This window comes from Collinsella sp. WCA1-178-WT-3 (M1), from assembly GCF_009696325.1.
Classification (GTDB): domain Bacteria; phylum Actinomycetota; class Coriobacteriia; order Coriobacteriales; family Coriobacteriaceae; genus Collinsella.
In genome coordinates, this window is sequence record NZ_VUME01000001.1 from 163,613 (window position 1) to 186,428 (window position 22,816).

The following is a 22,816-nucleotide window of genomic DNA, read 5'->3' on the forward strand; positions in this document are numbered from 1 at the left end:
AATCAAAGCTAAATAACTAGCCACGCCACAGGGCGGCCCCGGGGGAAATCCCGTGGCCGCCCTGCAGTTTCTGTGGGTCTCTGGGGCACTTTACCCTGCTAAAGCTGGCATAACAGCTAGAGTGAACGTCGTACAAAGGCAAGGAAAAATACCAAACAAATCGGTGAACGGTAGTTGTTCACGCTCGCATTTCCTGCGGATTTGTTAAAAACGCCCTAATGGTATAAAAAAAGAAACATATAACAGCCCTGATGAAGGGGGTGGCTATGTTATCCTTCTCAAACGGGTGAAATCTTGGGTTTTGGGTTGCAGTTCCAAGGTGGACAAACGTTTTTTCCTGTGCTAACGCGCGATGGAAGGCGAATGAAGCCGGTCATGCAACCCGAATATTCAAGAATTCAATAAGCAGCGGTGTGAGAGAGCGCCGCATTATACGTAACTAGGAGCGTGGTTACACAATGCAGGAGGCATGGGAAGGCTTCAAGGAAGGCATCTGGACGGGAGAGGTTGACGTCCGAGACTTCATCCAGAAGAACTACACCCCCTACGAGGGCGACGAATCGTTCCTCGCCGGTCCGACCGAGCGTACCAAGGAGCTGTGGGGCGAGGTCCTCGACCTGCTGCTCAAGGAGCGCGAGCAGGGCGGCGTCCTCGATATGGACACCAAGACTGTCACGGGTATCGTGAGCCACCCCGCTGGCTACATCGATAACGCCCACCGCGAGAAGGAGACCATTGTCGGCCTCCAGACTGACAAGCCGCTCAAGCGCGCTCTGCACGTCAACGGTGGTATCCGCATCGCTTGCCAGGCTGCCAGCCAGCACGGCTACAAGGTCGACGAGAACGTTGTCGAGCGCTACACCTTCGAGCGCAAGACCCACAACGCCGGCGTCTTCGATGTCTACACCCCCGAGATGCGTGCTTGCCGCTCGGCTCACATCATCACCGGTCTGCCCGATGGCTATGGCCGCGGCCGCATCATCGGTGACTACCGTCGTGTCGCCCTGTACGGCGTCGACTACCTGATCAAGGATAAGGAGGCCCAGAAGGCTTCCACCCCGACGGTCATGACCGCCGACAACATCCGCGATCGCGAGGAGCTGCAGGAGCAGATCCGCGCCCTCGGCGAGCTCAAGATGATGGCCGAGACCTATGGTTTCGATATTTCCAAACCTGCTACCAACACGCAGGAGGCCATCCAGTGGATGTACTTCGCCTACCTCGCTGCCGTCAAGGAGCAGAACGGCGCCGCTATGTCCATCGGCCGTACCTCTACGTTCATCGACATCTACGCTGAGCGCGACCTTGCCAACGGTACCTTTACCGAGGAGCAGATCCAGGAGTTCGTGGATCACTTCATCATGAAGCTCCGCATGGTCAAGTTTGCCCGTACCCCCGAGTACCAGGCCCTGTTTACCGGCGATCCGCAGTGGGTCACCGAGTCCATCGGCGGCATGGGTGTTGACGGCCGTACGCTCGTTACCAAGATGAGCTTCCGCTACCTGCACACGCTCGAGAACATGGGCACCAGCCCCGAGCCCAACATGACCGTTCTGTGGTCGACCCGTCTTCCCGAGAACTTCAAGAAGTTCTGCGCCAAGACTTCTGTCGCCAGCTCCTCGGTCCAGTACGAGAACGACGACCTCATGCGCGTTTACCACGGCGACGACTACGGCATCGCCTGCTGCGTGTCCTCCATGCGCATTGGCAAGGAGATGCAGTTCTTCGGCGCTCGTGCCAACCTGGCCAAGTGCCTGCTGTACGCACTCAACGGCGGTGTTGACGAGGTCTCCAAGAAGCAGGTCGGCCCCAAGTATCGCGCCGTCGAGGGCGACACGCTCGATTACGATGACGTTATGGCCAAGTACAACGACATGATGAAGTGGCTCGCTGGCGTGTACGTCAACTCGCTGAACATCATTCACTACATGCACGACAAGTATTGCTACGAGCGCATCCAGATGGCTCTGCACGACAAGCACGTGCACCGCTGGTTCGCTACGGGCATCGCTGGCCTTTCCGTCGTGGCTGACTCCCTGTCCGCCATCAAGTACGCCAAGGTTCACCCCGTCCGTGACGAGAACGGCATCATCGTCGACTTCGAGACCGAGGGCGAGTTCCCCAAGTACGGTAACGACGACGACCGCGTCGACCAGATCGCTCACGACGTTGTGCACCAGTTCATGGAGTACATCCGCATGAACGACACCTACCGCAACTCCGTGCCCACGACCTCGGTTCTGACCATTACCTCCAACGTCGTGTACGGTAAGAAGACCGGCTCCACGCCCGACGGCCGCAAGGCTGGCCAGCCGTTCGCCCCGGGTGCTAACCCCATGCACAAGCGCGATAGCCAGGGCGCCATCGCTTCGCTGTCTTCGGTTTCCAAGCTCCCGTTCCGCGATGCCCAGGACGGCATCTCCAACACCTTCTCCATCATCCCGGGCGCGCTCGGCAAGGAGGACCAGGTGTTCTTTGGTGATATCGACCTTGATCAGCTGGGCGAGTAACTATTGTTAGTGCTATACTAACAATAACGATTACTGATTAGTGCGCCGGTTTCGGCCGGCGCCGATCGATTGAAGGAGACACATTATGAAGGTTTCTGAAGTTTCCGAGACTCAGGCCGATAACTTGGTCCACATGCTCGACGCTTACGCCGAGAAGGGTGGCCACCACCTGAACATCAACGTCTTCAACCGTGAGACGCTGCTCGACGCTCAGGCTCACCCCGAGAAGTACCCGCAGCTGACCATCCGCGTTTCCGGCTATGCCGTGAACTTCCACACGCTCACCAAGGAGCAGCAGGACGAGGTCATTTCGCGTACCTTCCACAACAAGTTCTAAAGGGACTCAACTCCCACCGGAGACCCGGTAAGGCCTACGCACTTTGCCTCTCAAACGTCCTCGCCGCTTCGCGGCTGCGGAATGTTTTCGAGGCAAAGTGCTCCCGGCCTTGCCGGGTCTCCTGCGTTATCGCACTTTAGGGAACCACGCTAAATTTAATTGGTGTCCTCGGACATGCAAGAAGCCCTCGCTGTGCACTTCGTGCGGCGAGGGCTTCTTGCGTCCTGCGGAATGTTTTGGGGGGTAGCCCAAACAGCCCCGGCGGGGGTCCTGTGTAGTCACCCTTTAGGCGGAACTCTCCTAATGGGTTGAGCGTTCTGGATACTTACCTGCTACCGTTTATCGCGTATAGCTACCGTTTGCGGAGTAAGTAACACTTAGTAATAAACCGTGTAAAATCTCACGTAAGAACGGAGTTTTCCAGGGAGACGCTGTCCTTTGTTGTGTGCAAGGGACGGCGTCTCTTTGGCACTTGGAGGCCGTTCTGTAGCAGGACGGCGGACGTGCGTCACATATTAAAAAGTCAACGTCGAGATGGGTCGTGATAAGAATGGGCAAGTACGTAATCGTGGTTGAATCTGGTTCGGATGTGACGCCAGAGCTCTGCGAACGCTACGGCATCGTGCGTGTGCCCATGCATGTCACGATTGGTGACGAGACCGTCGAGGACGGCTCGATCGATCCGCTCGAGATCTATTCGCGCTGCAACGAGTTTGGCGTGATGCCCAAGACCAGCGGCTGCGCGCCGGCAGATTTCTCTCGCGTGTACGACCGCATTCACGCCGAACAGCCCGACGCGACCATTTTGCATCTTGCGTATTCCGAGGCCACGACCTGTTCGCATCAGTCCTCGAAGATCGCGGCAGAGGGGCGCGACTACGTGTTCTCCATGGACACGCGTTTTGTCTCGGTGGGCCAGTCGCTTGTTGTCGTCGAGACCGCCAAATACATCGAGGCTCATCCCGATGCCACCGTCGACGAGATCTTCGCCTTCGCGAGCTCCGTTATGGACCGCGTGTTGCTGGGCTTTGTTCCTACCGACCTTGCCTTCCTTAAGGCGGGCGGTCGCTTGTCCAACGTCGCGTTCCTAGGCGCCCATCTGCTCAAGATTAAGCCCTGCATTGAGGTAACGGGCGGCAAGTTCGTGGCGACCAAGAAGTTCCGCGGCTCTATGCTCAAGTGCGCCCGCGCCTTTATTGACCACATGGTTGCGAAGGGCGAAATTGACTACTCGCACATTGGCCTGGCGTATTCGGTAGGCCTTTCCGAGGAGCTGCGCGACGACATGGAAGTCTATGCGCACGACCTGGGCTTTAGGGACGTTACCTGGACTCAGGTCGGCGGCGTCATCTCGAGCCATTGCGGCCCGACCGCCTTCGGCGCGGTGCTCACGCTCAAGGCGTAACGCCTGGCGTCTATCGATTTCTATTGCCTCGGCGGCGGGCGGGTTGCGACAACCTTCCCGCCGCTTTTGCATGGGGCCAAATAGGACAATCCAATTGACCGCTAAACCGTTTCGCCATCAAGCATATAGGCTAGAATGACTCTGGCATTTATGTAGCTAAAACCAATGAGAGGCAAGGTAGCGGGAATGGCTGAGATGAAGCTCGAGGGTATGGACGCTCGTCCTGAGGACTCCGCGTTTGCCCTGGGCCGCGTGCATTCGATCGAGACGATGGGAACGGTCGATGGACCCGGCATCCGCTTTGTGGTGTTTGTTCAGGGCTGCCCCATGCGCTGTGCGTATTGCCACAACCCCGATACCTGGTCGGTTAACGGCGGCACCATGGTGACCGTCGAGCACCTGATAGACGAGTTCCAGAGCAACCATGAGTTTTACCGCAGCGGTGGTATTACGGTATCCGGCGGCGAGCCGCTCCTGCAGCCTGAGTTCTTGGCCGACCTGTTCCGCGCAATGCACAACAACCCCGATGGTCGCGTACATACCTGCTTGGATAGTTGCGGCTATGCGTTCGACCCCGCGCATCCCGAGAAGTTCGATGCCGTACTCAACGAGACCGATATGGTGCTGTTCGACATTAAACACGCCGATCCCGTCGAGCATAAAAAGCTGACCGGTTGCGATCCTGCGCGCATCCTGGCGTTTGGCGATGAGCTGGCGCGTCGCAGGATCAAGGTCGTTATCCGTCACGTGGTAGTACCGGGCATTACCGACACGGCAGAGGAGTGCGAGGCACTCGGTCGTCTGATTGCCCCGTGGCATAACGTGGTGGGCCTGGAAATGCTGCCGTATCACACGATGGGCGTCGTCAAGTATGAGCAGCTGGGGATTCCCTATAAGCTCGAGGGCGTTCCACAGATGGATACCGCGCGCATGCCCGAGCTGCGCAACGCCGTCATGACGGGCATGAAAAAGCGCCGCGCGGAACTCAAAAACGCTATCGGCTAGGGGTAGCTCATTTGGGGCCGGTAGGGTGGAGAAGTAGCTAAAAGAGCCCCGTCCTAAAAAGACTGCTCTCTGGGTTGCGGTGAGATGTGCAACAGAATCGTGCCATTTGGATAAATACGCTTGTGGTTTCTTTAAAGACACCTTAAACGCTTCTGAATATCTTTGGAAAGAAATGCCTGCTCGGTATTATGCTGCTCGTATATGAACGGGAGCAGCCAGGAGACCACGTGCGAAACGACGCATCGCGGGACGAGCATGTGCCGCAGCATAGCAGCAGATATGAGACGAAGGGCACGTCTTCGCGTGGCCTTGCCGACGCTCGCATCCGCGTGATGAAGATTGCCGCCATGGGGATGCTAACGTTGGCGGTTATTATCCTCGGAATTACCGCTAAAACCTACGCGTCGGAGCGAACGGCACACTCAGATGCGTCAACGGTACAGACGCAAAACAAAAAGGTCTCTAAATCTAAAGCCACCGCAAGTCAAACCCTGTCGACAGCGAGCCTCAAGACGAGGCTTTCGAAGGCGGACTTTAACGATATTCCCTCAGGCGATACCGTGCAGACCTTCTCACTGGTTGATGACCAGATCCCCGTCCTGGAGGATGAGAGCCTCGCCGCGCTCCAAGATACCCTTGATCAGGCCCAGGAATTGGGCGACGTGGGCGTGGTGTTTTACAATCTGTCGAGCGGCAAGGGCGTGACGTATAACGCGGACGCCGAGGTGTACGGTGCGAGCAGCTACAAGGCGCTCTATGTACTCTACGTCTGCGAGTTACTGGTCGAGACAGGGCAAGTATCGCTCGATGATACTCTGGGCACCTATGGCGGCTACAGTATGGGTTGGCTGACGGTTCGCGACCTGATCGAGACCTCGGTCGTCAACTCGGATAACGACTCGTTTGTCGCGTTGCGTGCAACGTTTGATCAAGATGGCTACGAGGATTGGATTGCCGCACTCGGCGTCGAAGACGAGGTCGCACTCGATTCGATGAGCGATTTCCCAACCTACTGCCCGCGCACCTCGGTCAAGTTGTGGCGCGAGATGAGCGAGTATTTGAGCCGCGAGAGCGAGACGTCGCAATGGCTGTCGGGCCTTCTGGCCTCTACGACCCGGTCCTTTATCCGTGACGGCATTGCGGACGACCATGCCATGGTGCGTAACAAAGCCGGTTGGATCAGCGAGGCAGGTTGCAATGCGACGTGCGATGCTGGCCTCATCGATGTCGATGGCGACACCTACATTATGAGCATCATGACGTCGATGCCGTGGAGTGACCGTTCGAGTGAGGCCGTGGCCGCCATCGCCAAGGCGCTCTACGATACCCGCGCTGCGCTGGCCTAACGGCTTCGTATTGCGCGGTTGAGTCAAAATGCTGGTACCATACCGTGGATAAACAGTTTTCACAGGTTTGGGGGATGGTATGCCTACCATCGCAATCATCGGTGCACTCGAAAAAGAGGTTGCGCAGATTAAAGAAGAACTGAACGGCGCCCGTGTGTCGCAAGAGGCGGGCTTGAGCGTTGTAAGCGGCGAGCTCAACGGTCTGTCGGTGGTCGCCACGACCGCTGGCATGGGAACCGTAAACGCCGCTGGTGCAACACAGCATCTCATCAGCAGATATGCTCCGCAGGCCGTTGTGTTTTCGGGCATTGCGGGTGGCTTAAACTCCAAACTCCATATCAATGACGTGGTTATTGGCAAGTGCCTGCGCTATCTGGATACCGACACGGCGCTCATCGCCGAGTCGGCGCCGGAGCTTGAGGAGTTTGCCTCGACACCGGCTCTGGTTGACATCGCCACCACCGTGCTTGCCGAACATGGGTTTATCGATGCTTACGCTTCTGATTCCGCTGCGGAGAAGGACCCTAAACAGTTCCTGGTTGGCACTATCGCTACAGGCGACCGCTTTGTAACGGGCGACGCCATGCGCACCGCCGCCATCGAGGCGACGCATGCCGATTGCGTTGAGATGGAAGGTGCTGCGATTGCCCATATTGCAGCCAAGAACGGTGTCGATTGTCTGGTGCTGCGTGCTATCAGCGATAATTGTGACGAGGCATATGACGCGTTTTGCGAGCGAGAGTTCGATTTGGACGAGTACGCCCGCACCGCGAGCGGCATTACACTCGATATCGTCCGCTGCATCGCCGCTGCGTAATCGTGCATCCCTATTGTAAGAACCTACGACCAAGGAGTATCCATGGCCGATTCCATTAACTACCAGCTTGCCAAGTTCGTCGCCAGCTACGGCAAGGTTTCGCAGATCCCCGAGTCCACCTGTCCCGAGGTGAGCTTTGTGGGCCGCTCCAATGTGGGCAAGTCGTCCATCATGAACAAGCTCTTTGGCCGCAAGAACCTGGTCAAGGTTTCGAGCACGCCGGGCAAGACGAGCAATATCAATTTCTTCGAGGCCGACGACGTGCACTTTGTGGACCTGCCGGGCTACGGTTTCGCCCGTCGTTCCAAGGCCGAGCGCGACCGCTGGGCCGAGCTCATCGGCGACTTCTTCGACTCCGATCGCAGCTTTAACCTGGTTGTGTCGCTGGTGGACATTCGCCATGACCCCAGCAAGCTCGACCATGACATGATCGACTACCTGCAGGGCAACGAGTTCAACTTTATCGTCTGCCTCACCAAGGCCGACAAGCTCAGCCGCACCCAGCAGGCACGCCAAGCGGCAGCCATCAAAAAGCAACTCAACGTCCCGGCCGAAAACGTAATCATCACAAGCTCCCAGACCGGCACCGGCATCGACGAGCTCAAGCGCCGCATTGCCGAGGCCTGCCTCTAGTAGGGGCTCTTGGCAGACAATAGTTTGCATCTATCTATATCACCCCAGTGATAGTTGTTGGTACACTATCACTGGGGTGATATTTTTATTCGGAGGTCGATATGGAGCTTTGGCACGGGTCGGAGGTTGTTGTCGAACGTCCGTCGTTGGATAAATGCAGACAATTCAATGACTATGGGCGCGGGTTTTATTGCGCGTCACATGAGGAAATGGCGATGGAATGGGCATGCCGGACCGAGTCTGATGGCGTTGTCAATCGATATGAGCTTGATTTAGATGGCCTTTCGGTCTTGGATTTGGAGTCTGGGGAGTTTTCAATCCTCAATTGGCTTGCAATTCTGGCGAATAACAGAGAGTTCAATGTTTCGACGCCATTGGCGCGTGAAGGGCTTCGCTATCTACTTGATAACTGCTTAATTGATACATCTCCTTATGACGTTATTCGAGGCTATCGTGCTGACGACTCCTATTTTTCGTTTGCAAGACAGTTTGTCAGCGGCATGATATCGCTCAGACAGCTGCAACGTATCATGTGCTTGGGCGATTTGGGTATCCAATATGCCCTTATGAGCGAGTGCGCATTTTCGATGATTAGATTCTGCGATTGGAAGCGGGCTTCGGGGTCTGAGTTTTATCCCAAGCGTTTTGAGCGAGAGCAGAATGCACGACGCAAATACTTGGATACGGTCAATGGGTTCGATTCCGAAGGCATCGACATTAGGGATTTAATGGCAGGGAGGGTTGATTTAAATGATCCAAGAGTTAACAGATCGTGGACTGAGTAGGACATATCCCGTCTACTACCTCGAGGACGCAATGAACAACCTCGGCGACTGCTTCGACTATGCCGTCAATGACTATGGAGCAGAAGGATCTGAAGTTGCTGAACTCTTTTGCCTGAGCGGGGTTGCTCGCGAGTTTGAACGCGGCAACGCATGGGTCGTGTCGGGAAAATCGGGTGTTGAGCTGTTCGCGCTTATCGCTGAAAGGTCGGGCTATCAAAACAGGTCTATACCGGACTGCACCTATCGATTTGAGAAGACGCCGGAATATTGGGCGGGCTGGATGCTGGCATACCTGCAGTGGCGCCTAGGAGAGTCTTTCGAAGATTTGCTGCATGTCGTTCCATTTGATGTGCTGCGCAGTCTGTATTACCCCTGGCACGAAGCCTCGGAGGAACGAGTGGTCCGCCTCGTCTGCGATATGGCGAAAAAAGCGTCCAGGCAAACCAAACTTGCGTTAGCAAGAAAGAAGCTTAAGAAAACCCAACAAGACCTAGCATACGAATCGGGTGTGTCACTCCGCTCAATCCAAATGTACGAGCAGCGCCAGAGAAACATCAATGAAGCTTCGGTAACAAGCGTAAGAGCCATAGCAAAAGCCCTCCACTGCAACATCGAAGACCTTCTAGAACCAGTCTTCGAATACAAGGAACCCAGTGCGGCGTAAACCAAGCACATAGTCGAAGCCTGTCACTAGTAAGTGCTCCAGCCTAGCAAGAGCCCCTATCAATAAAGGGCCATAATTTCAGCCCGACGCCCCTTCAAAGCGTGGGTCCCTATAGACATCGCTAGCCACGTTGCCATAGGGCCACCCGGGGGCATCCCCTTAAAAACATTCCGCAGCACGAGGCCCGCTTATCCGCAGCTCCGAAGGAGCGCAATATTAAATCAGCGAATGCGATTATCCTGTCGAGGTCGCGTAGGTCTCCTTGGGGCTTCCCCTGAAAACAATCCGCAGATCGAATTGCCCCGTCGCGCGAAGCGCACGACGGGGCAATTCATGATCGAGGACGTTTTCAGGGGAAGCCCCAAGGAGACCGGTGAGAGCAATGAGACAGGGCGCTACAGGTACTCGATTTGAGCGCCCTCGGTGTCGCACGTCAGAATGTGCGTCTCACACTTGGGGAACTGCTCACGCAGCTTGACCTGCAGGAATTTTGCCACGATGGTGTCGTCGGTCACAGCCATAAGGGTAGAGCCCGAACCGCTGATCCAGATGGTCTTGGCGCCGCCGTTAAGGCAGGTGTCGCGCACAGCGTTGTAGTCGGGAATCAGGCGACGACGATAGGGCTCCTGGATGCGGTCGTCATTGGCGGCGGCAATCAGGTCGAGGTCGCCGGCCTCCAGGCCTCGTGTCATGCCGGCGATACGGCCCATTTGCCATACGGCGGTGGAGAGCGGAATCTCCTGCGGCACGACCTTGCGCGCCTCGCTCGTGTGAACCTCGTAGGGCGGAATCACGGTAATAAAACGCAAGCGATCGCTCACCTCGTAGCGCAGGCACTGGGGGAGCGAATCGGTCGGCGTAAAGGAGCAGACGGCGCCGCCCAGGATGGCGGGAGCGACGTTATCGGGATGGCCCTCGACCTCGGTGGCAATGCGGACGAGCTCAGCGCGGTCGACGGTGTGGCCTGTCAGTGCGGCGGCGGCCATAATGCCAGCGACGACGCAAGTGGAGCTGGAACCCAGGCCGCGAGCGACGGGTACATCGGTTTGAATGTCGATGGCAACGGGAAAGGCCGGCTCGCCCCATGCGGCCAGCGCATCGACAAAGCTGACGTAGACCAGGTTGTTCTCGTTTTGGAACTCCTCGGGGCAGCCCGTGATGGTGAGCTTGTCAGCGCGCTCAAAGGTGAAGTGCGAGTAGAGGCTGACGGCCATGCCGAGGGTGTCGTAGCCGATGCCTAGGTTGGCGCTGGTTGCTGGGACGGTGATTTTGATCATGTGGGTCCTCCTGGCGTGCCTGGCTGTTTAGTTCGCTGCTCGGGCAGTCCTGCGCAAGACGGAAAGCACATTAAGTGCTTTCCTTTGCGTGCGGAACTCGCGACGAACTAAACAGCCAGGCACGCTGTGGGCGTTCGTCATCATCCCGGGGGTTATCTGATAAAAGAAGGCGCGCCGGCTTTCGCCGGCGCCTAATGAGGGGTTTAGTTGGTAGACATCTTTTTTGCTGCAGACTCGACGTAGCTTGCCATCTCATCGACGTCGCAGACGTCTTCGAAGCGGACAGGTTTGGACTCGAGCTCGGCGAGCTGTGCCGGTGCGGCCGTATTGGTGGCCTGCTCGAGCACGCGCATGGCCTCAAAGTCGTCCTCGGGAACGTTGAGACCCAGAGCGTCGCAGCAGGCACGCGGGAACTTGTAGGGGCTGGCGGTCGAAAGCAGCACACGGGCCTTGGCGCCCTCGGCGGGAGCGACCTTTTCAAAGACGTGATAGCCGCAAGCGGTGTGCGGGTCGATCACGTAGCCGTTCGCATCCCAGCAGCTCTTGATGGCAGCGCGCACCTCGTCCTCGCTGGCCCAGCCGCAGCCAAAGACGCTCTGAATCTTTGCCAGCAGGTCGGCGGGAACCTCATAGTGACCAGTCTTTGCCAGCAGCTCCATAAGGCCGGCAACAAGCTCGCAGTCGCCATCGGACAGGAAGTAGAGCATGCGTTCCAGGTTGGAGCTGATGAGGATGTCCATCGACGGCGAGATGGTCGTGAAGAACGGACGGTTGCGGTCGTAGACGCCGGTGGTCAGGAAGTCAGCCAGCACGTTGTTCTTGTCGCTCGCGACAATGAGCTTGGCGACGGGCAAACCCATGCGCTTGGCATAGTAGCCGGCCAGGATATCGCCAAAGTTGCCGGTCGGTACGCAGAACTCCACGGCGTCGCCGGCCTCGATGGCGCCGGCGCGCAACAGCTGCGCATAGGCGGCAAAGTAGTAGACGACCTGCGGCACCAGACGGCCGACGTTGATGGAGTTGGCACTCGAGAGCACCGTTCCGGCGGCCTCCAAGCGCTCGGCAAGCTCCTTATCGGCAAAGATGCGCTTGACGGCACTCTGGGCATCGTCGAAGTTGCCGCGAATGCCGCAGACGGCGACGTTATCGCCTTCCTGTGTGGACATCTGCAGATTCTGCACGCGGCTGACTTTGCCTTCGGGATAAAAGACGGTGATGCCCGTGCCCGGAGCGTCGGCAAAACCGGCGAGTGCGGCCTTGCCGGTGTCGCCCGACGTGGCGGTGACGATCATGATGCGCTCGGCGCCGCCGTCCTTGGCGGAAGTGCGGGCCATGAGGCGGGGGAGCATCTGCAGGGCGACGTCCTTAAAGGCACTCGTGGGGCCGCCAAAGAGCTCCATCACATAGGTCTGAGGGGCGTCAGCGCCCGGCGCAGCGTCGAGTTTGACGAGCGGCGTAACCTCTTCACTCGCGAACGTGCCGCGATATGCCTCATTCACACAGGCCGAAATTTCTTCGCCCGTGTAATCATTCAGTAACATTCCCAACACATCTTGAGCGATTTCAAAGTACGATTTATCTGCAAGCGAGCTGATATCGACCTGCTGGGTGCCGAGCTCGTCCGAGACAAACAAACCCCCGTCGGGAGCGATGCCGGTGCGGATTGCCACCTTACTTGAGCACGATAAAGTGCGTCCTCGTGTACTATGATAAGTTCCCATATAACACTGCTCCTCGGATGCCTTGGTCCCAATCGGTGAAACCATGGTATCAGAGCGCGCAAAATAGGTTCGCAGAGGCTTTTAGAAAGGTAACCTCCAGCCCATGATTAAGATTGCCAAGTTTGGCGGCTCGTCGGTCGCCGACGCCGAACACTTTAAGAAGATCAAGGCCATCGTCGATGCCGACCCGGCCCGCCGTTTTGTGGTGGTTTCCGCCTGCGGTCGCCGCTTTAAGGGCGACACCAAGGTGACCGACCTGCTCTACCTGGTTAACGCGCACGTTAAGTATCACGTGTCGTGTGAGGAGCTGCTCGAGGACATTGGCCAGCGCTATTTTGATATCGCTGACGAGCTGGAGCTCACCTATCCCATCCGTGAGGAGTTCGCGGCCTTTGCCGAGCGCGCCCGCTCGGGCGGCTACTCCACCGAGGAGCTTGTGAGCCGCGGCGAGTACTTCACCGCTCGCCTGATGGCCGAGTACCTGGGCCTGCCGTTCCTGGACGCCGCGACGGTTGTGGCGTTCCATCACGACGGTACGCTCAGCATGAACCGCACCTCCGAGCTGGTGCAGGAGTACGGTCAGCAGGGCGGCTTTGTTATGCCCGGTTTCTACGGCGCGACGCGTGAGGGCCAGATTAAGCTGCTCGATCGTGGCGGCGGCGATATCTCGGGCTCGATTCTGGCCAAGTGTCTGGACGCCGACCTTTACGAGAACTGGACCGACGTCTCGGGCTTCTACTCTGCCGATCCGCGTATTGTTCCCGAGGCTCAGCCCATTGCGCGCGTTACCTACGAGGAACTGCGCGAGCTTTCGTACATGGGCGCAAGCGTCCTTCACGAGGAGGCCGTGTTCCCCGTGCGCGAGGCGGGTATTCCGCTGGTCATCAAGAACACCAATGCGCCGCAGGACCCCGGCACCATCATTAGCGAGACGGCTGATGAGGGCGAGGCGGAGCCCATCATTACCGGCGTGACCGGCAAGCGCGGTTTTGTCGCCATCAACGTGGCCCGCGATCGCACCAAGCCCCGCGTCGGCTTTATGCGCCGTGCACTTTCGGTCTTCGAGCGCTATGACGTTTCCGTCGAGCACATGCCCACCGGCGTCGACCGCTTTGGCGCCGTGGTACAGGAGCAGGATGTGCACGATTCGCTGTACTCGCTCGTGGGCGACATCCAGCAGGAGGTTGAGCCGCTCGAGATTGAGGTTGTCGAGGGCCTGGCGCTCATCGCGACCGTCGGCCGTAACCTGCGCGGCCGCGCAGGTATTTCTGGCCACCTGTTTGGCATGCTCGGCCAGGCTGGCGTGAGCGTGCGCATGATTTCGCAGAGCTGCGACGAGATCAACATCATTATCGGTGTCGAGGATAAGGACTTCGACCTGGCGATTCAGACCATTTACCGTGCCTTCTCCGACGAGAACGGCATTGTGAAGGTCTCCGATCTGGAGGCTCCTGCACCGATTGAACCCGCCCTGGCTGCCCTCCACAAATAGCGACCATCCCGGTAGATTTTTGGGATATGTCTAGAAATCTACCTTTTGGCGCATGAGTGGGTTTTTGAGGCATGTTCCAAAAAATCTAGCGCGGGGCGTTTCGTTTCGGTTTCGTTTCGACGGGGTGGGTTTCGTGTCCGCCCCGTTCTTGTATACACTGGGCAAGAATATCCTGCCTGCTTGGCGTGCGGGCAAAAGCCACAACCTTCAAAGGGGGAAGCATGAAACAGTACACGGTTGCTATTTTGGGCGCGACGGGGGCCGTGGGCACCCAGATGCTCGAGTGCCTCAACGAGCAGGAGTTTCCGGTTGGCAAGCTCAAGCTGCTGGCGAGCGCGCGCTCTGCGGGCAAGACCGTCGAGTTCCGCGGCGAGCAGGTTGTTATTGAGGAGGCTTGCCCCGAGGCCTTTGAGGGCTGCGACATCGTACTCGGCGCTGCCGGCGACGATATCGCCAAGGAGCTGCTGCCCGAGGCCGTCAAGCGTGGCGCCGTCGTGGTCGACAACAGCCACGCCTTCCGCATGGATCCCGAGGTGCCGCTCGTCGTGCCCGAGATCAATGCCGACGACATCAAGTGGCATCACGGCCTTATCGCTAACCCTAACTGTGCAACTATCATCGGCCTGGTTCCCACCTGGCCGCTGCACAAGCTCGCCGGCGTGAAGCGCATGATCGTCTCGACGTACCAGGCGGCTTCGGGCGCTGGTGCTCCCGGTATGGCCGAGCTCGAGGCCCAGCTGGCCGCCCTGGGTCGTGGCGAGGAGATTCCCGAGCCGCGCGCATTTGCCGCCCAGTTGGCGAGCAACCTGATTCCGCAGATTGGCGGCGTCAAGGAGGAGGGCTTTACCTCCGAGGAGATGAAGTTGCAAAACGAGGGTCGCAAGATTATGCACCTGCCCGAGCTGCGCGTGAACTGCACTTGTGTGCGCGTGCCTGTGCTGCGCTCGCACTCCGAGAGCATTACGCTCGAGTTTGAGCGCGACATTACGGTCGAGGAAGCCCGTGCTGCGCTGGCTTCTGCCCCGGGTGTCAAGCTGGTCGACGACTTGGGCGCCGAGGATGCGCACGACCGATTCCCCATGCCGATGGACACCTCCGACCAGGACCTGATTTGGGTCGGTCGCGTGCGCCGCGACATCTCGAACCCCGAGGCCGCGCGTGGCATCACCTTCTGGTGCTGTGGCGACCAAATCCGTAAGGGCGCGGCAACCAACGCCGTCCAGATCGCCAAGCTGCTCTGCGAGTAGCGGTGGAACTGTCCGGCGGTGGCCGGGCTTAGCTTTCAGAACGTCCTCGACCATGTGCGGCGCCTTGTCCTGCTCCTTCGGAGCCGCGGACAAGGCGCCGCACTGGTCTGCGGAGTGTTCTGAAAGCTGAGCCCGGCCCCGCCTGCAGTGACTCGGCTGCGAGCGGCCTGCGATGGGGCCGTTGTTGGTTGGGGCCGCTGGGCTGATGTGAGGGCACGTGGCCGTTGCGGGCCCTGGTCCCGGCGGCGGCCTCGGCGCTTTGCGCCTGCCTCCTTTGGGGACTGCGGGTCCGTGACGGCAGCTGCGGCGCTTCGCGCCTGCTGCCTGAGGTGACTTTGGGGTTGGGGTGAATTGAAGTTGAATACTTTTCCCGAGAAGTGAACGACCTATTTTGGACCCCCGAAGCATTGGCATATTTTGACCGCTATTTCCTGCGGTTTTGCTGCGCGAATCCTGCGGTTTTACGGTCTAAAGGTGTGGATGCTTCGGGGCCTCGTTTTTACTCGTTCACTTCTCGGGAAAAGTATTAGAGCTCAGCTGGCATGGGTACCGCTCTGGCGTCGAAGCCCCGCGTCTTCTTCTCTTGATTGGGGAAAGTGGCCTCGCTTAAGCAATTGCGTTCCTGCCCGGGCGTATCAGACAGGTTGTCTGCACAATTCGCGGTATTATAGTGCGGAGTTTTGAAAGGAGCCGCTGGTGGTCACGACGACGTTTGCTTCGCCTTTGGGCGAAATCCTGCTTGCCGCTGATGGCCGCGGCCTGACGGGGCTTTGGTTTGAGGGGCAGGAGCACTTTGGCTCCACGCTTCTCCGGGAAGACTCCGAACATGTTGAAGGGGCCGATGCGGTTTCCGGTGCTGGTGGCATGTCGTCGGCGAGTCCGGCTCATGGTACGGCTTCTTCGGTGCTTGAGCGTTCGTGGGCTTGGCTGAATGCTTATTTTGCAGGGCAGGAGCCTCGGTATACGCCGCCGTTGCATATGATCGGTACGGCGTTTCAGCGTGAAGTCTGGTTTGAGCTGCTTTCTATTCCGCGTGGCGAGGTCGCCACGTATGGCGAGATTGCGGCTCGTGTCGCCGCCCGCCATCGGGTGCCGGGGAACGAGGACCCCGTTATGTCTCCTCGTGCGGTGGGGGCTGCGGTCGCTCGCAACCCTATTTCGATTATCGTGCCGTGCCATCGCGTGGTTGCCGCCGACGGCGCGCTTAACGGATATGCCGGCGGGCTCGATCGCAAGGAGTGGCTGCTTCGGCTTGAGGGCGCGTACGAGGACTAGCGCTCGAACACTTTGCATAGCCAAGATGCCGTGAAAGAACGGGACACGCTTTCCGAATGGAGACTCAGACGGAAACCACGTCCCGGAATTCCGTTTTAAAGCGGGATGCGCTTTCCGAATGGCGTCCCAAGCGGAAACCGTGTCCCGGAATACAGCCTCAGAGTGGGACGTCGTTTCCGGTTGAGACCACCTGCTTGGACATCTTTCTACGCTCGCTCTTGCAGGGCGTAGATCGACTTATCCATGTTGAACAGGTAAGCCACGACGCAGACAATAAAGAACATCGGCAGATTACCAAAGCCGAAGACTTCGCAGCCAATAAGGATGGGTGCGAGCAGCGTATTGGTGGCGCTGCCAAAGACGGCTGCGTAGCCCAGCGCGGCGCAGAGCTCGACGGGCATGCCGAGAATCCCGGCGAGTACGACGCCCAGGCTGGCTCCGATGGAAAACAGCGGCGTCACCTCACCACCCTGATATCCTGCGGCAAGTGTGGCGATGGTGAGTACGAATTTGAGCGCCCAGTCCCAAGGCATGATGGCGACCTTACCGTTACCGTTGAGCGCCGCCGATATCAGGTTGGTGCCAAGGCCGCAGTATCGACCCTGCCACAGTGCGAACAGAATCGCCGATAGCGCGATGCCGATAGCGGCGATGCGCGCATAGGGGTTGGGGAGCAGCCGCGCCGCAAGGGTCTTGGCATGGGCAAGGCACCAGGCAAAGGCACCGCCTACCATGCCAAACGCGATGCCTAGTACCGCAAGCCGTCCAAGGCCGGGGAGATCAAGCGCGCATGAGGCGACAACGGCGACCTCGAACTTCTCGAGTCCCAGGGCACCGGAGGTCATACTTGCGGCGAGCGAGGCTGTAAGCGCGGGAAACAGCGCGCGGTATTCCATGCGTCCTGCGACCAGTACTTCGATAGCAAAGACCGTGGCAGCAAGGGGCGTTCGAAAGAGCCCGGCAAAGCCGGCGGCCATGCCGATAAGCAAAAACGTGTTGCCGGGGTCTCGGAAAGGTAGACGTCGGCCGATCCAATGTGAGACGGTTGCACCGATCTGCACGGCCACGCCCTCGCGTCCCGCACTGCCGCCAAAGAGGTGCGTCCCCCACGTGCTCAGCATAATGAGCGGCACCAAGCGCGGCGAGATGGCGTCCTCACGCCCGTGGCCTACGTCGAATACCAGGCTCATGCCGCGGTCGGCGCCCTTGCCCCAAGCGCGGTAGGCAAACACGATGGCAAGGCCCATAAGGGCGAGGAAGGGGAGGAGCAGGGTGATGTGTTCGTCGCGGAAGGCGCCGATCGCCAAAAGCACGCGTCCAAAGAGCGCGCAGATGGCGCCAACGATGATACCGACGGGGATTCCGACGGCACCCATAAGCACAAGACCGCTATAGGTGTTGAGCAGACGTTTGATTCTGCTCGATGCGCTGCTTTCTGACATTTTGCTTTCCGACACTTGCTCTCTTGATAGAAAAAGAGCTGGAGTTGCGCATCGTTGAGAGGCTTTCCAGCTTTAGCAAAACTAACTTATAAGATGCGACGGGCTGCGTCAAGATTATTACCGGACGGCCTAGGAGGCGGCTGGTTGGATGGCTTAAAACCTAGCGCGTGAAATGACGCCCCACGCTATTCAGCGCGCTTGATAGGATGACGAACCACAGTCTTAAGTTTCTCCGGTGCACATTTGCGTGGATCGGAGAGATAGATTTCGTGATGTAAACGGGTGTCTGAGAAGTCGGGGACATAGCCCTGCTCGGTCGCATATTCATGCATGGCGTCTACGGTTGCCGGCTCGTTGTCGTAGGGCCCGGTGTGCATGCATTGAACGCAGAGGCCCTCGTCAACTTTAAGCAGTTCGACGGCGGAAAAGTCCAGTTTCTTTTTGGTCGTGGCTTCCGCGACCGCCCAGTCAAAGTCATCTCGGGTGACGAAATCGGGCAGGCGGATGCACGAGATAAAGTTGAAATCGTCCTTGTGTACATAATCGATGTCGCCGCTCGGGGACTCTTGCCACCAGAAACCCTCGAGCGGCGGTACCACAAAGTCGAAATAGCCTTCGATACTCCTTGAGCCTTTCTTCGACATCTTGACGGTATAGGCGATGCCGTAAAGTAGCGGCAGGGCGTTTTGATACTCGCCACCTTCGATATTTGGGTTGCCCTTTCCGCGAACGGCAACGTAGCTCATAGGCGGGACAGTTACGATACTCGGCTTGCTTGCAGGTTTGTAGAGCTCCTTGCATTCCTTCTTAAAGTCGAACGCCATGTTGGCCGCCTTTCTGCGTATTGGCCTGCTTAGATAGCTGAATCATATCATAGAAACGAACAGCTGTTCGAATGATTTGGCTGACAGATTGAGATGCGTGCATTGTGTTTGGCGGTCGACCTGACCCCGTCGATGATTTCTCTGCCTCCCCGGCGCCTCATCTATAGCTGCCGTTTCCCCATATAAAACCTGCCAAAATAAACCTGTCCCTTTTTGGTCGGTGCGAAATGGGTAATACTAAAGAGTTATCCGACCAGATGGGAATTAATCGATGGCTTATATCGAATTCAAGGACGTCGTCAAAGCATACGGCGAGGGTGACGCCCGCATTCACGCGCTCGATGGCGCGAGCTTTACGGTCGAGCGCGGTGAGCTCGCCATCATTTTGGGTGCTTCGGGTGCCGGCAAGACCACGGCGCTCAACATTCTGGGCGGCATGGATACGGCGACTTCCGGCACCGTAACGGTGGATGGGCGCGACGTGAGTTCCGCCAATGAGGCGCAGCTCGTGGAATACCGCCGCGCCGACGTCGGCTTTGTCTTCCAGTTCTATAACCTGGTTCCCAACCTGACGGCGCTCGAAAACGTCGAGCTTGCGGCGCAAATCTGCCCCGATTCGTTCGATGCCGAACAGGCACTTCGCCAGGTTGGCCTGGGCGAGCGCCTCGCCAACTTCCCCGCGCAGCTTTCGGGCGGCGAGCAGCAGCGCGTGTCCATCGCCCGCGCACTGGCCAAGAACCCCAAGCTGCTCCTGTGCGACGAGCCCACGGGCGCGCTCGACTACAAAACCGGCAAGCAGATTTTGCAGCTGCTGCAGGATACCTGCCGCAAGCAGGGCATTACGGTCATCATCATCACGCACAACTCCGCGCTCGCGCCCATGGCCGATCGCCTGATCTGCTTTAAGAGCGGTCGTGTGGAGAGCGAGACGGTCCAGCAAAATCCCGTGCCTATCGAGACGATCGAGTGGTAGCGCCCATGGACCAAGATCGCCAAAACAGCCAAAACCACGATACGGAGCACGTGGGTCACGATCGGGAGCTCGCGACCTACCGTACCGCTCAAAGCTCAAATGATATGGCGCCGACGGTTTTTCGCCGTGGCATCTCCCGCACAATCCGAGGCAGTCTTAAGCGCTTCCTATCTATCGTGGTCATTACCGCGCTCGGCGTGAGCGTGATGTGCGGTCTTAAGGCGGGCTGCGAGGATCTGCGCGATTCGGTCGACGTCTATTTTGACCAGCAGAATGTCTATGACATTAACGTGCGGTCGACCTATGGCCTTACGCGCGACGATCTTGCGGCTATCCAAGAGGTCGACGGCGTCGAGACGGCCGAGGGCATCTACACCGAGACCGCCTACACCGCCGTGGGTACCACGCGCGAGCGTGTAGTCGTGCAGAGCCTTTCCGGGAAGAATATCGATCAACCGGTGCTGGTGAGCGGCGATTTGCCCGAGAGCGCCGGCGAGGTCGCGGTGACTTCGAAGTTCCTGAAGGCTTCGGGCAAAAAGCTCGGCGACACGGTGAGTTTTGCCGCCAATGACGCGAGCTCGTCGAACCAAAGCGCCAAGGACCAGTTTGCCGCGGGTGATTACACCATTACGGCCGAGGTCCTCGATCCTACTGATGTGAGCTCCGACTCGACAGTCAACGCCTTTCGCGCTGCTTCGGCTGCGGACTATAAGTTCTATGTGAGCGAGGATGCCGCGACATCTTCTTCCTACTCCGCGGTCCACGTGATCGTCGAGGGAGCCAAGAGCCTCAACTCCTATTCAGATACCTACACGACAAAGATCAACGAGGTCAAGGGTAATATCGAGAAGATTCGCGACGAGCGTGAGAAGGTGCGCGCCCAAGAGCTGACGGTCGACGCGCCGGCAAGCTTGGATGCCTCCGAGCGCCAGGCGAATATGCTCTTTGGGATTGAGCAGGACAACATCAACCGCATGCCCCAGGGCAGTGAGGAGCGCGCTCGGGCTCAGGCCGATTTGGACCAGCGCCGCGCCGCCACCGACCAGCAGTTTGCCGATGCACGCGCCGAGCTTTCCGATCTGGGCGAATGCACTTGGTACATCCAGGATCGCGGTAACATCGCAAGCTACTCAAGCGTCGAGAGCGACAGTTCTTCGATTGAGGCCATCGCCACGGTTTTCCCATTTATTTTCTTTGTCGTAGCCGTACTCATCAGCCTTACCACCGCTACTCGTATGGTCGAGGAGGAGCGCACGCTCATTGGCTTGTACAAGGCGCTCGGCTATTCACGCGGGCGAATCCTGTCCAAATACGTGGACTACTCGCTGTGGGCATGTCTGTTCGGCGGCGTACTCGGCAACATCATCGGATTTGTGGGGTTGCCGCTGTTCCTGTTTACGGTGTTCGACGACATGTACTCACTGCCCCAGATGCTGCTTTCGTACGACATCGTGTCCTCGATCGTCTCGGTGGCGCTGTTTGCCGTGGGCGTGGTGGGTGCCACGATTATCGCCTGCCGCCACGAGATGGCCGAGACCCCAGCCTCGCTTATGCGTCCCAAGGCCCCGCGAGCCGGCTCGCGCATCTTGCTTGAGCGCATCGGCTTTATTTGGCGCCGCATGGGCTTTTTGAACAAGGTGGCAGCACGTAACCTGTTCCGCTACAAAAAACGTGCCTTTATGACCATCTTCGGTATCGCCGGCTGCACGGCGCTTGTGATCTGCGGTATGGGCATCCGCGATACGTCGGTGGCGCTTTCGCCCAAACAGTACGGGCATATCACGCGCTATGACTTGCTGGCGGTCGCCAATCCCGATGACTATGCTCAGACGTGTGCGGCGCTGGAAGAGCGTAGCGCGGCCAGCGACTCCGGCGTACGCGTGACCTCGACCCTGCCGATTATGACCGACAACGTCACCTTTACGTTTGGCGGTAAGAGCGAGACCGTACAGCTCATTGTGATTCCCGACGACCGCACGAATGACCTGGACGATTACGTGCGCCTGGAGGATGAGTCCAAAGAACCGCTCGCCCTGCGTGACGGGGACGTGTATTTAAGCAAGAGTTCACAGCTGGTGCTGGGGATTCAGCCGGGCGATACGGCGCAGGTCCAGGATTCGTCGCTCAATGTTACCAAGGTCAAGGTTAGCGATATCTCGCTCAATTATTTGGGCAACACGCTTTATATGACGCAGGGCACCTATGAGCGCGCGTTCGGTCGAAGCGCGCGTCTTAACGGCATCTTTGTGCTGCTTAAGGGCTCGTCGGCCGACCAGATTGCGTTTAGCAAGAAGCTTAAGAGCGACGGTTGGCTTACGATTTCGAGTACGGCCGAGCATTGGGAGAACTATGAGGCGAACTTTACGATTATCAATTCGGTCGTAGTGCTTGTGACCTTTATGGCGGCGTGCCTGTCGTTTGTGGTGGTGTTTACGCTGTCTAATACGAATATTTCGGAGCGCGAACGCGAGCTGGCGACCATCAAGGTGCTGGGCTTCCGCCGTGGCGAGGTGCACCACTACGTCAATAAGGAGACGTTGATCCTTACGGCGATTGGCACCGCACTGGGCGTGCCGCTGGGTGGCCTGCTTGCCGAGAGCTTTACGTACGTTCTTCAGATGCCGTCGCTGTACTTTGATGTTGAGGTCGAGCCGCTGAGTTTCGTGCTCGCTGTGGTGCTTTCGTTTGGCTTTACGTTTATCGTCAACCTCGTCACCAACCGAACCCTCAACAAGATTGACATGGTCGGTGCCCTCAAAAGCGCCGAGTAACCTACCAAAAAGGGACAGGTTTATTTTGGCAGGTTTTATCTGGGCAAACGCCGGACACCTACGGGCGACCCGGCGTTTGTTGCTTTGCTATCTTCTGCTCGCAGGCGTGGATGAGAGACTCTCTTTAGCCTTCGAGATTGGGCCTGAATGGGTCGTATGCCACAAAACGGGCCTATCTACTACGTTTAATTGGATACCCTCAACCATGCCGGGAAAACGAAAAATAAAACCGCAGGTAGAAGGCCTGTTGATTTTCATAAAAGGCGGTCATGGTTGGCCCTATCGAGTTAAA

The 22,816-nt window shown here is 58.1% G+C and carries 18 protein-coding genes; 14 read left to right on the plus strand and 4 right to left on the minus strand.

Features of this window, described 5'->3' with window-relative positions; translation table 11 throughout:
* Positions 1-458: 458 nt before the first annotated feature.
* The 9 genes from pflB to FYJ40_RS00775 all read left to right on the plus strand — a co-directional run bounded on the left by pflB (position 459) and on the right by FYJ40_RS00775 (position 9,502).
* Positions 459-2,510: a formate C-acetyltransferase gene (gene pflB / locus FYJ40_RS00735; RefSeq protein ID WP_154514930.1), complete on the plus strand. Its 2,052-nt coding sequence runs from the start codon at positions 459-461 to the stop codon at positions 2,508-2,510.
* 85 nt (positions 2,511-2,595) lie between these two features.
* On the plus strand, positions 2,596-2,847 hold the full coding sequence (gene grcA3 / locus FYJ40_RS00740) for an autonomous glycyl radical cofactor GrcA3 (protein WP_055252439.1): 252 nt from the start codon (positions 2,596-2,598) through the stop codon (positions 2,845-2,847).
* 550 nt (positions 2,848-3,397) lie between these two features.
* Entirely contained in the window at positions 3,398-4,252 is an 855-nt protein-coding gene (locus FYJ40_RS00745; RefSeq protein WP_154514928.1) for a DegV family protein, read from the plus strand.
* Positions 4,253-4,438: 186 nt separating this feature from the next.
* Positions 4,439-5,257 (plus strand): pyruvate formate-lyase-activating protein, encoded by an 819-nt coding sequence (gene pflA, locus FYJ40_RS00750; RefSeq protein ID WP_154514926.1) that lies wholly within the window; start codon positions 4,439-4,441, stop codon positions 5,255-5,257.
* Positions 5,258-5,484: 227 nt separating this feature from the next.
* Positions 5,485-6,603 carry a serine hydrolase gene (locus FYJ40_RS00755; RefSeq protein WP_195838505.1) on the plus strand — a complete coding sequence of 373 codons (1,119 nt, stop codon included), beginning with the start codon at positions 5,485-5,487 and terminating at the stop codon, positions 6,601-6,603.
* 79 nt (positions 6,604-6,682) lie between these two features.
* The gene (gene mtnN, locus FYJ40_RS00760; protein WP_154514922.1) at positions 6,683-7,420 is read left to right on the plus strand and encodes a 5'-methylthioadenosine/S-adenosylhomocysteine nucleosidase; all 738 of its coding nucleotides are present in this window, start codon (positions 6,683-6,685) and stop codon (positions 7,418-7,420) included.
* 42 nt (positions 7,421-7,462) lie between these two features.
* Positions 7,463-8,053 carry a ribosome biogenesis GTP-binding protein YihA/YsxC gene (gene yihA, locus FYJ40_RS00765; RefSeq protein ID WP_154514920.1) on the plus strand — a complete coding sequence of 197 codons (591 nt, stop codon included), beginning with the start codon at positions 7,463-7,465 and terminating at the stop codon, positions 8,051-8,053.
* A gap of 101 nt (positions 8,054-8,154) precedes the next feature.
* Positions 8,155-8,838 (plus strand): DUF3990 domain-containing protein, encoded by a 684-nt coding sequence (locus FYJ40_RS00770; RefSeq protein ID WP_154514918.1) that lies wholly within the window; start codon positions 8,155-8,157, stop codon positions 8,836-8,838.
* Between the two features lie 31 nt (positions 8,839-8,869).
* A complete protein-coding gene (locus FYJ40_RS00775) occupies positions 8,870-9,502 on the plus strand; it encodes a helix-turn-helix transcriptional regulator (protein ID WP_154514916.1) in 633 nt (210 codons plus the stop codon).
* A 395-nt stretch (positions 9,503-9,897) separates the two neighbouring features.
* Here FYJ40_RS00775 and thrB read toward each other — a convergent pair whose 3' ends face one another.
* Together thrB and thrC are read right to left on the minus strand one after the other, a co-directional pair.
* Positions 9,898-10,779, minus strand: a complete 882-nt coding sequence (gene thrB, locus FYJ40_RS00780; protein WP_154514914.1) for a homoserine kinase — start codon at positions 10,777-10,779, stop codon at positions 9,898-9,900.
* Positions 10,780-10,982: 203 nt separating this feature from the next.
* Positions 10,983-12,500 carry a threonine synthase gene (thrC, locus tag FYJ40_RS00785; RefSeq protein ID WP_154514912.1) on the minus strand — a complete coding sequence of 506 codons (1,518 nt, stop codon included), beginning with the start codon at positions 12,498-12,500 and terminating at the stop codon, positions 10,983-10,985.
* A gap of 103 nt (positions 12,501-12,603) precedes the next feature.
* Here thrC and FYJ40_RS00790 point away from each other — a divergent pair, with 103 nt between their 5' ends.
* From FYJ40_RS00790 to FYJ40_RS00800, 3 genes are all read left to right on the plus strand, one after another.
* On the plus strand, positions 12,604-13,992 hold the full coding sequence (locus tag FYJ40_RS00790; RefSeq protein WP_154514910.1) for an aspartate kinase: 1,389 nt from the start codon (positions 12,604-12,606) through the stop codon (positions 13,990-13,992).
* Between the two features lie 221 nt (positions 13,993-14,213).
* Positions 14,214-15,239 (plus strand): aspartate-semialdehyde dehydrogenase, encoded by a 1,026-nt coding sequence (locus tag FYJ40_RS00795; protein WP_154514908.1) that lies wholly within the window; start codon positions 14,214-14,216, stop codon positions 15,237-15,239.
* Between the two features lie 696 nt (positions 15,240-15,935).
* On the plus strand, positions 15,936-16,514 hold the full coding sequence (locus FYJ40_RS00800) for a methylated-DNA--[protein]-cysteine S-methyltransferase (protein WP_370450542.1): 579 nt from the start codon (positions 15,936-15,938) through the stop codon (positions 16,512-16,514).
* Positions 16,515-16,720: 206 nt separating this feature from the next.
* Here the strand turns inward: FYJ40_RS00800 and FYJ40_RS00805 are convergent, their stop codons facing one another.
* On the minus strand, positions 16,721-17,956 hold the full coding sequence (locus FYJ40_RS00805; protein WP_154514904.1) for a chloride channel protein: 1,236 nt from the start codon (positions 17,954-17,956) through the stop codon (positions 16,721-16,723).
* 185 nt (positions 17,957-18,141) lie between these two features.
* Positions 18,142-18,780, minus strand: coding sequence for a GyrI-like domain-containing protein (locus FYJ40_RS00810; RefSeq protein ID WP_154514902.1), 639 nt, complete (start codon positions 18,778-18,780; stop codon positions 18,142-18,144).
* Positions 18,781-19,051: 271 nt separating this feature from the next.
* Here FYJ40_RS00810 and FYJ40_RS00815 point away from each other — a divergent pair, with 271 nt between their 5' ends.
* Together FYJ40_RS00815 and FYJ40_RS00820 are read left to right on the plus strand one after the other, a co-directional pair.
* Entirely contained in the window at positions 19,052-19,753 is a 702-nt protein-coding gene (locus FYJ40_RS00815) for an ABC transporter ATP-binding protein (RefSeq protein ID WP_154514900.1), read from the plus strand.
* A gap of 5 nt (positions 19,754-19,758) precedes the next feature.
* Positions 19,759-22,524, plus strand: coding sequence for an FtsX-like permease family protein (locus FYJ40_RS00820; RefSeq protein ID WP_229770603.1), 2,766 nt, complete (start codon positions 19,759-19,761; stop codon positions 22,522-22,524).
* Positions 22,525-22,816: the final 292 nt, after the last annotated feature.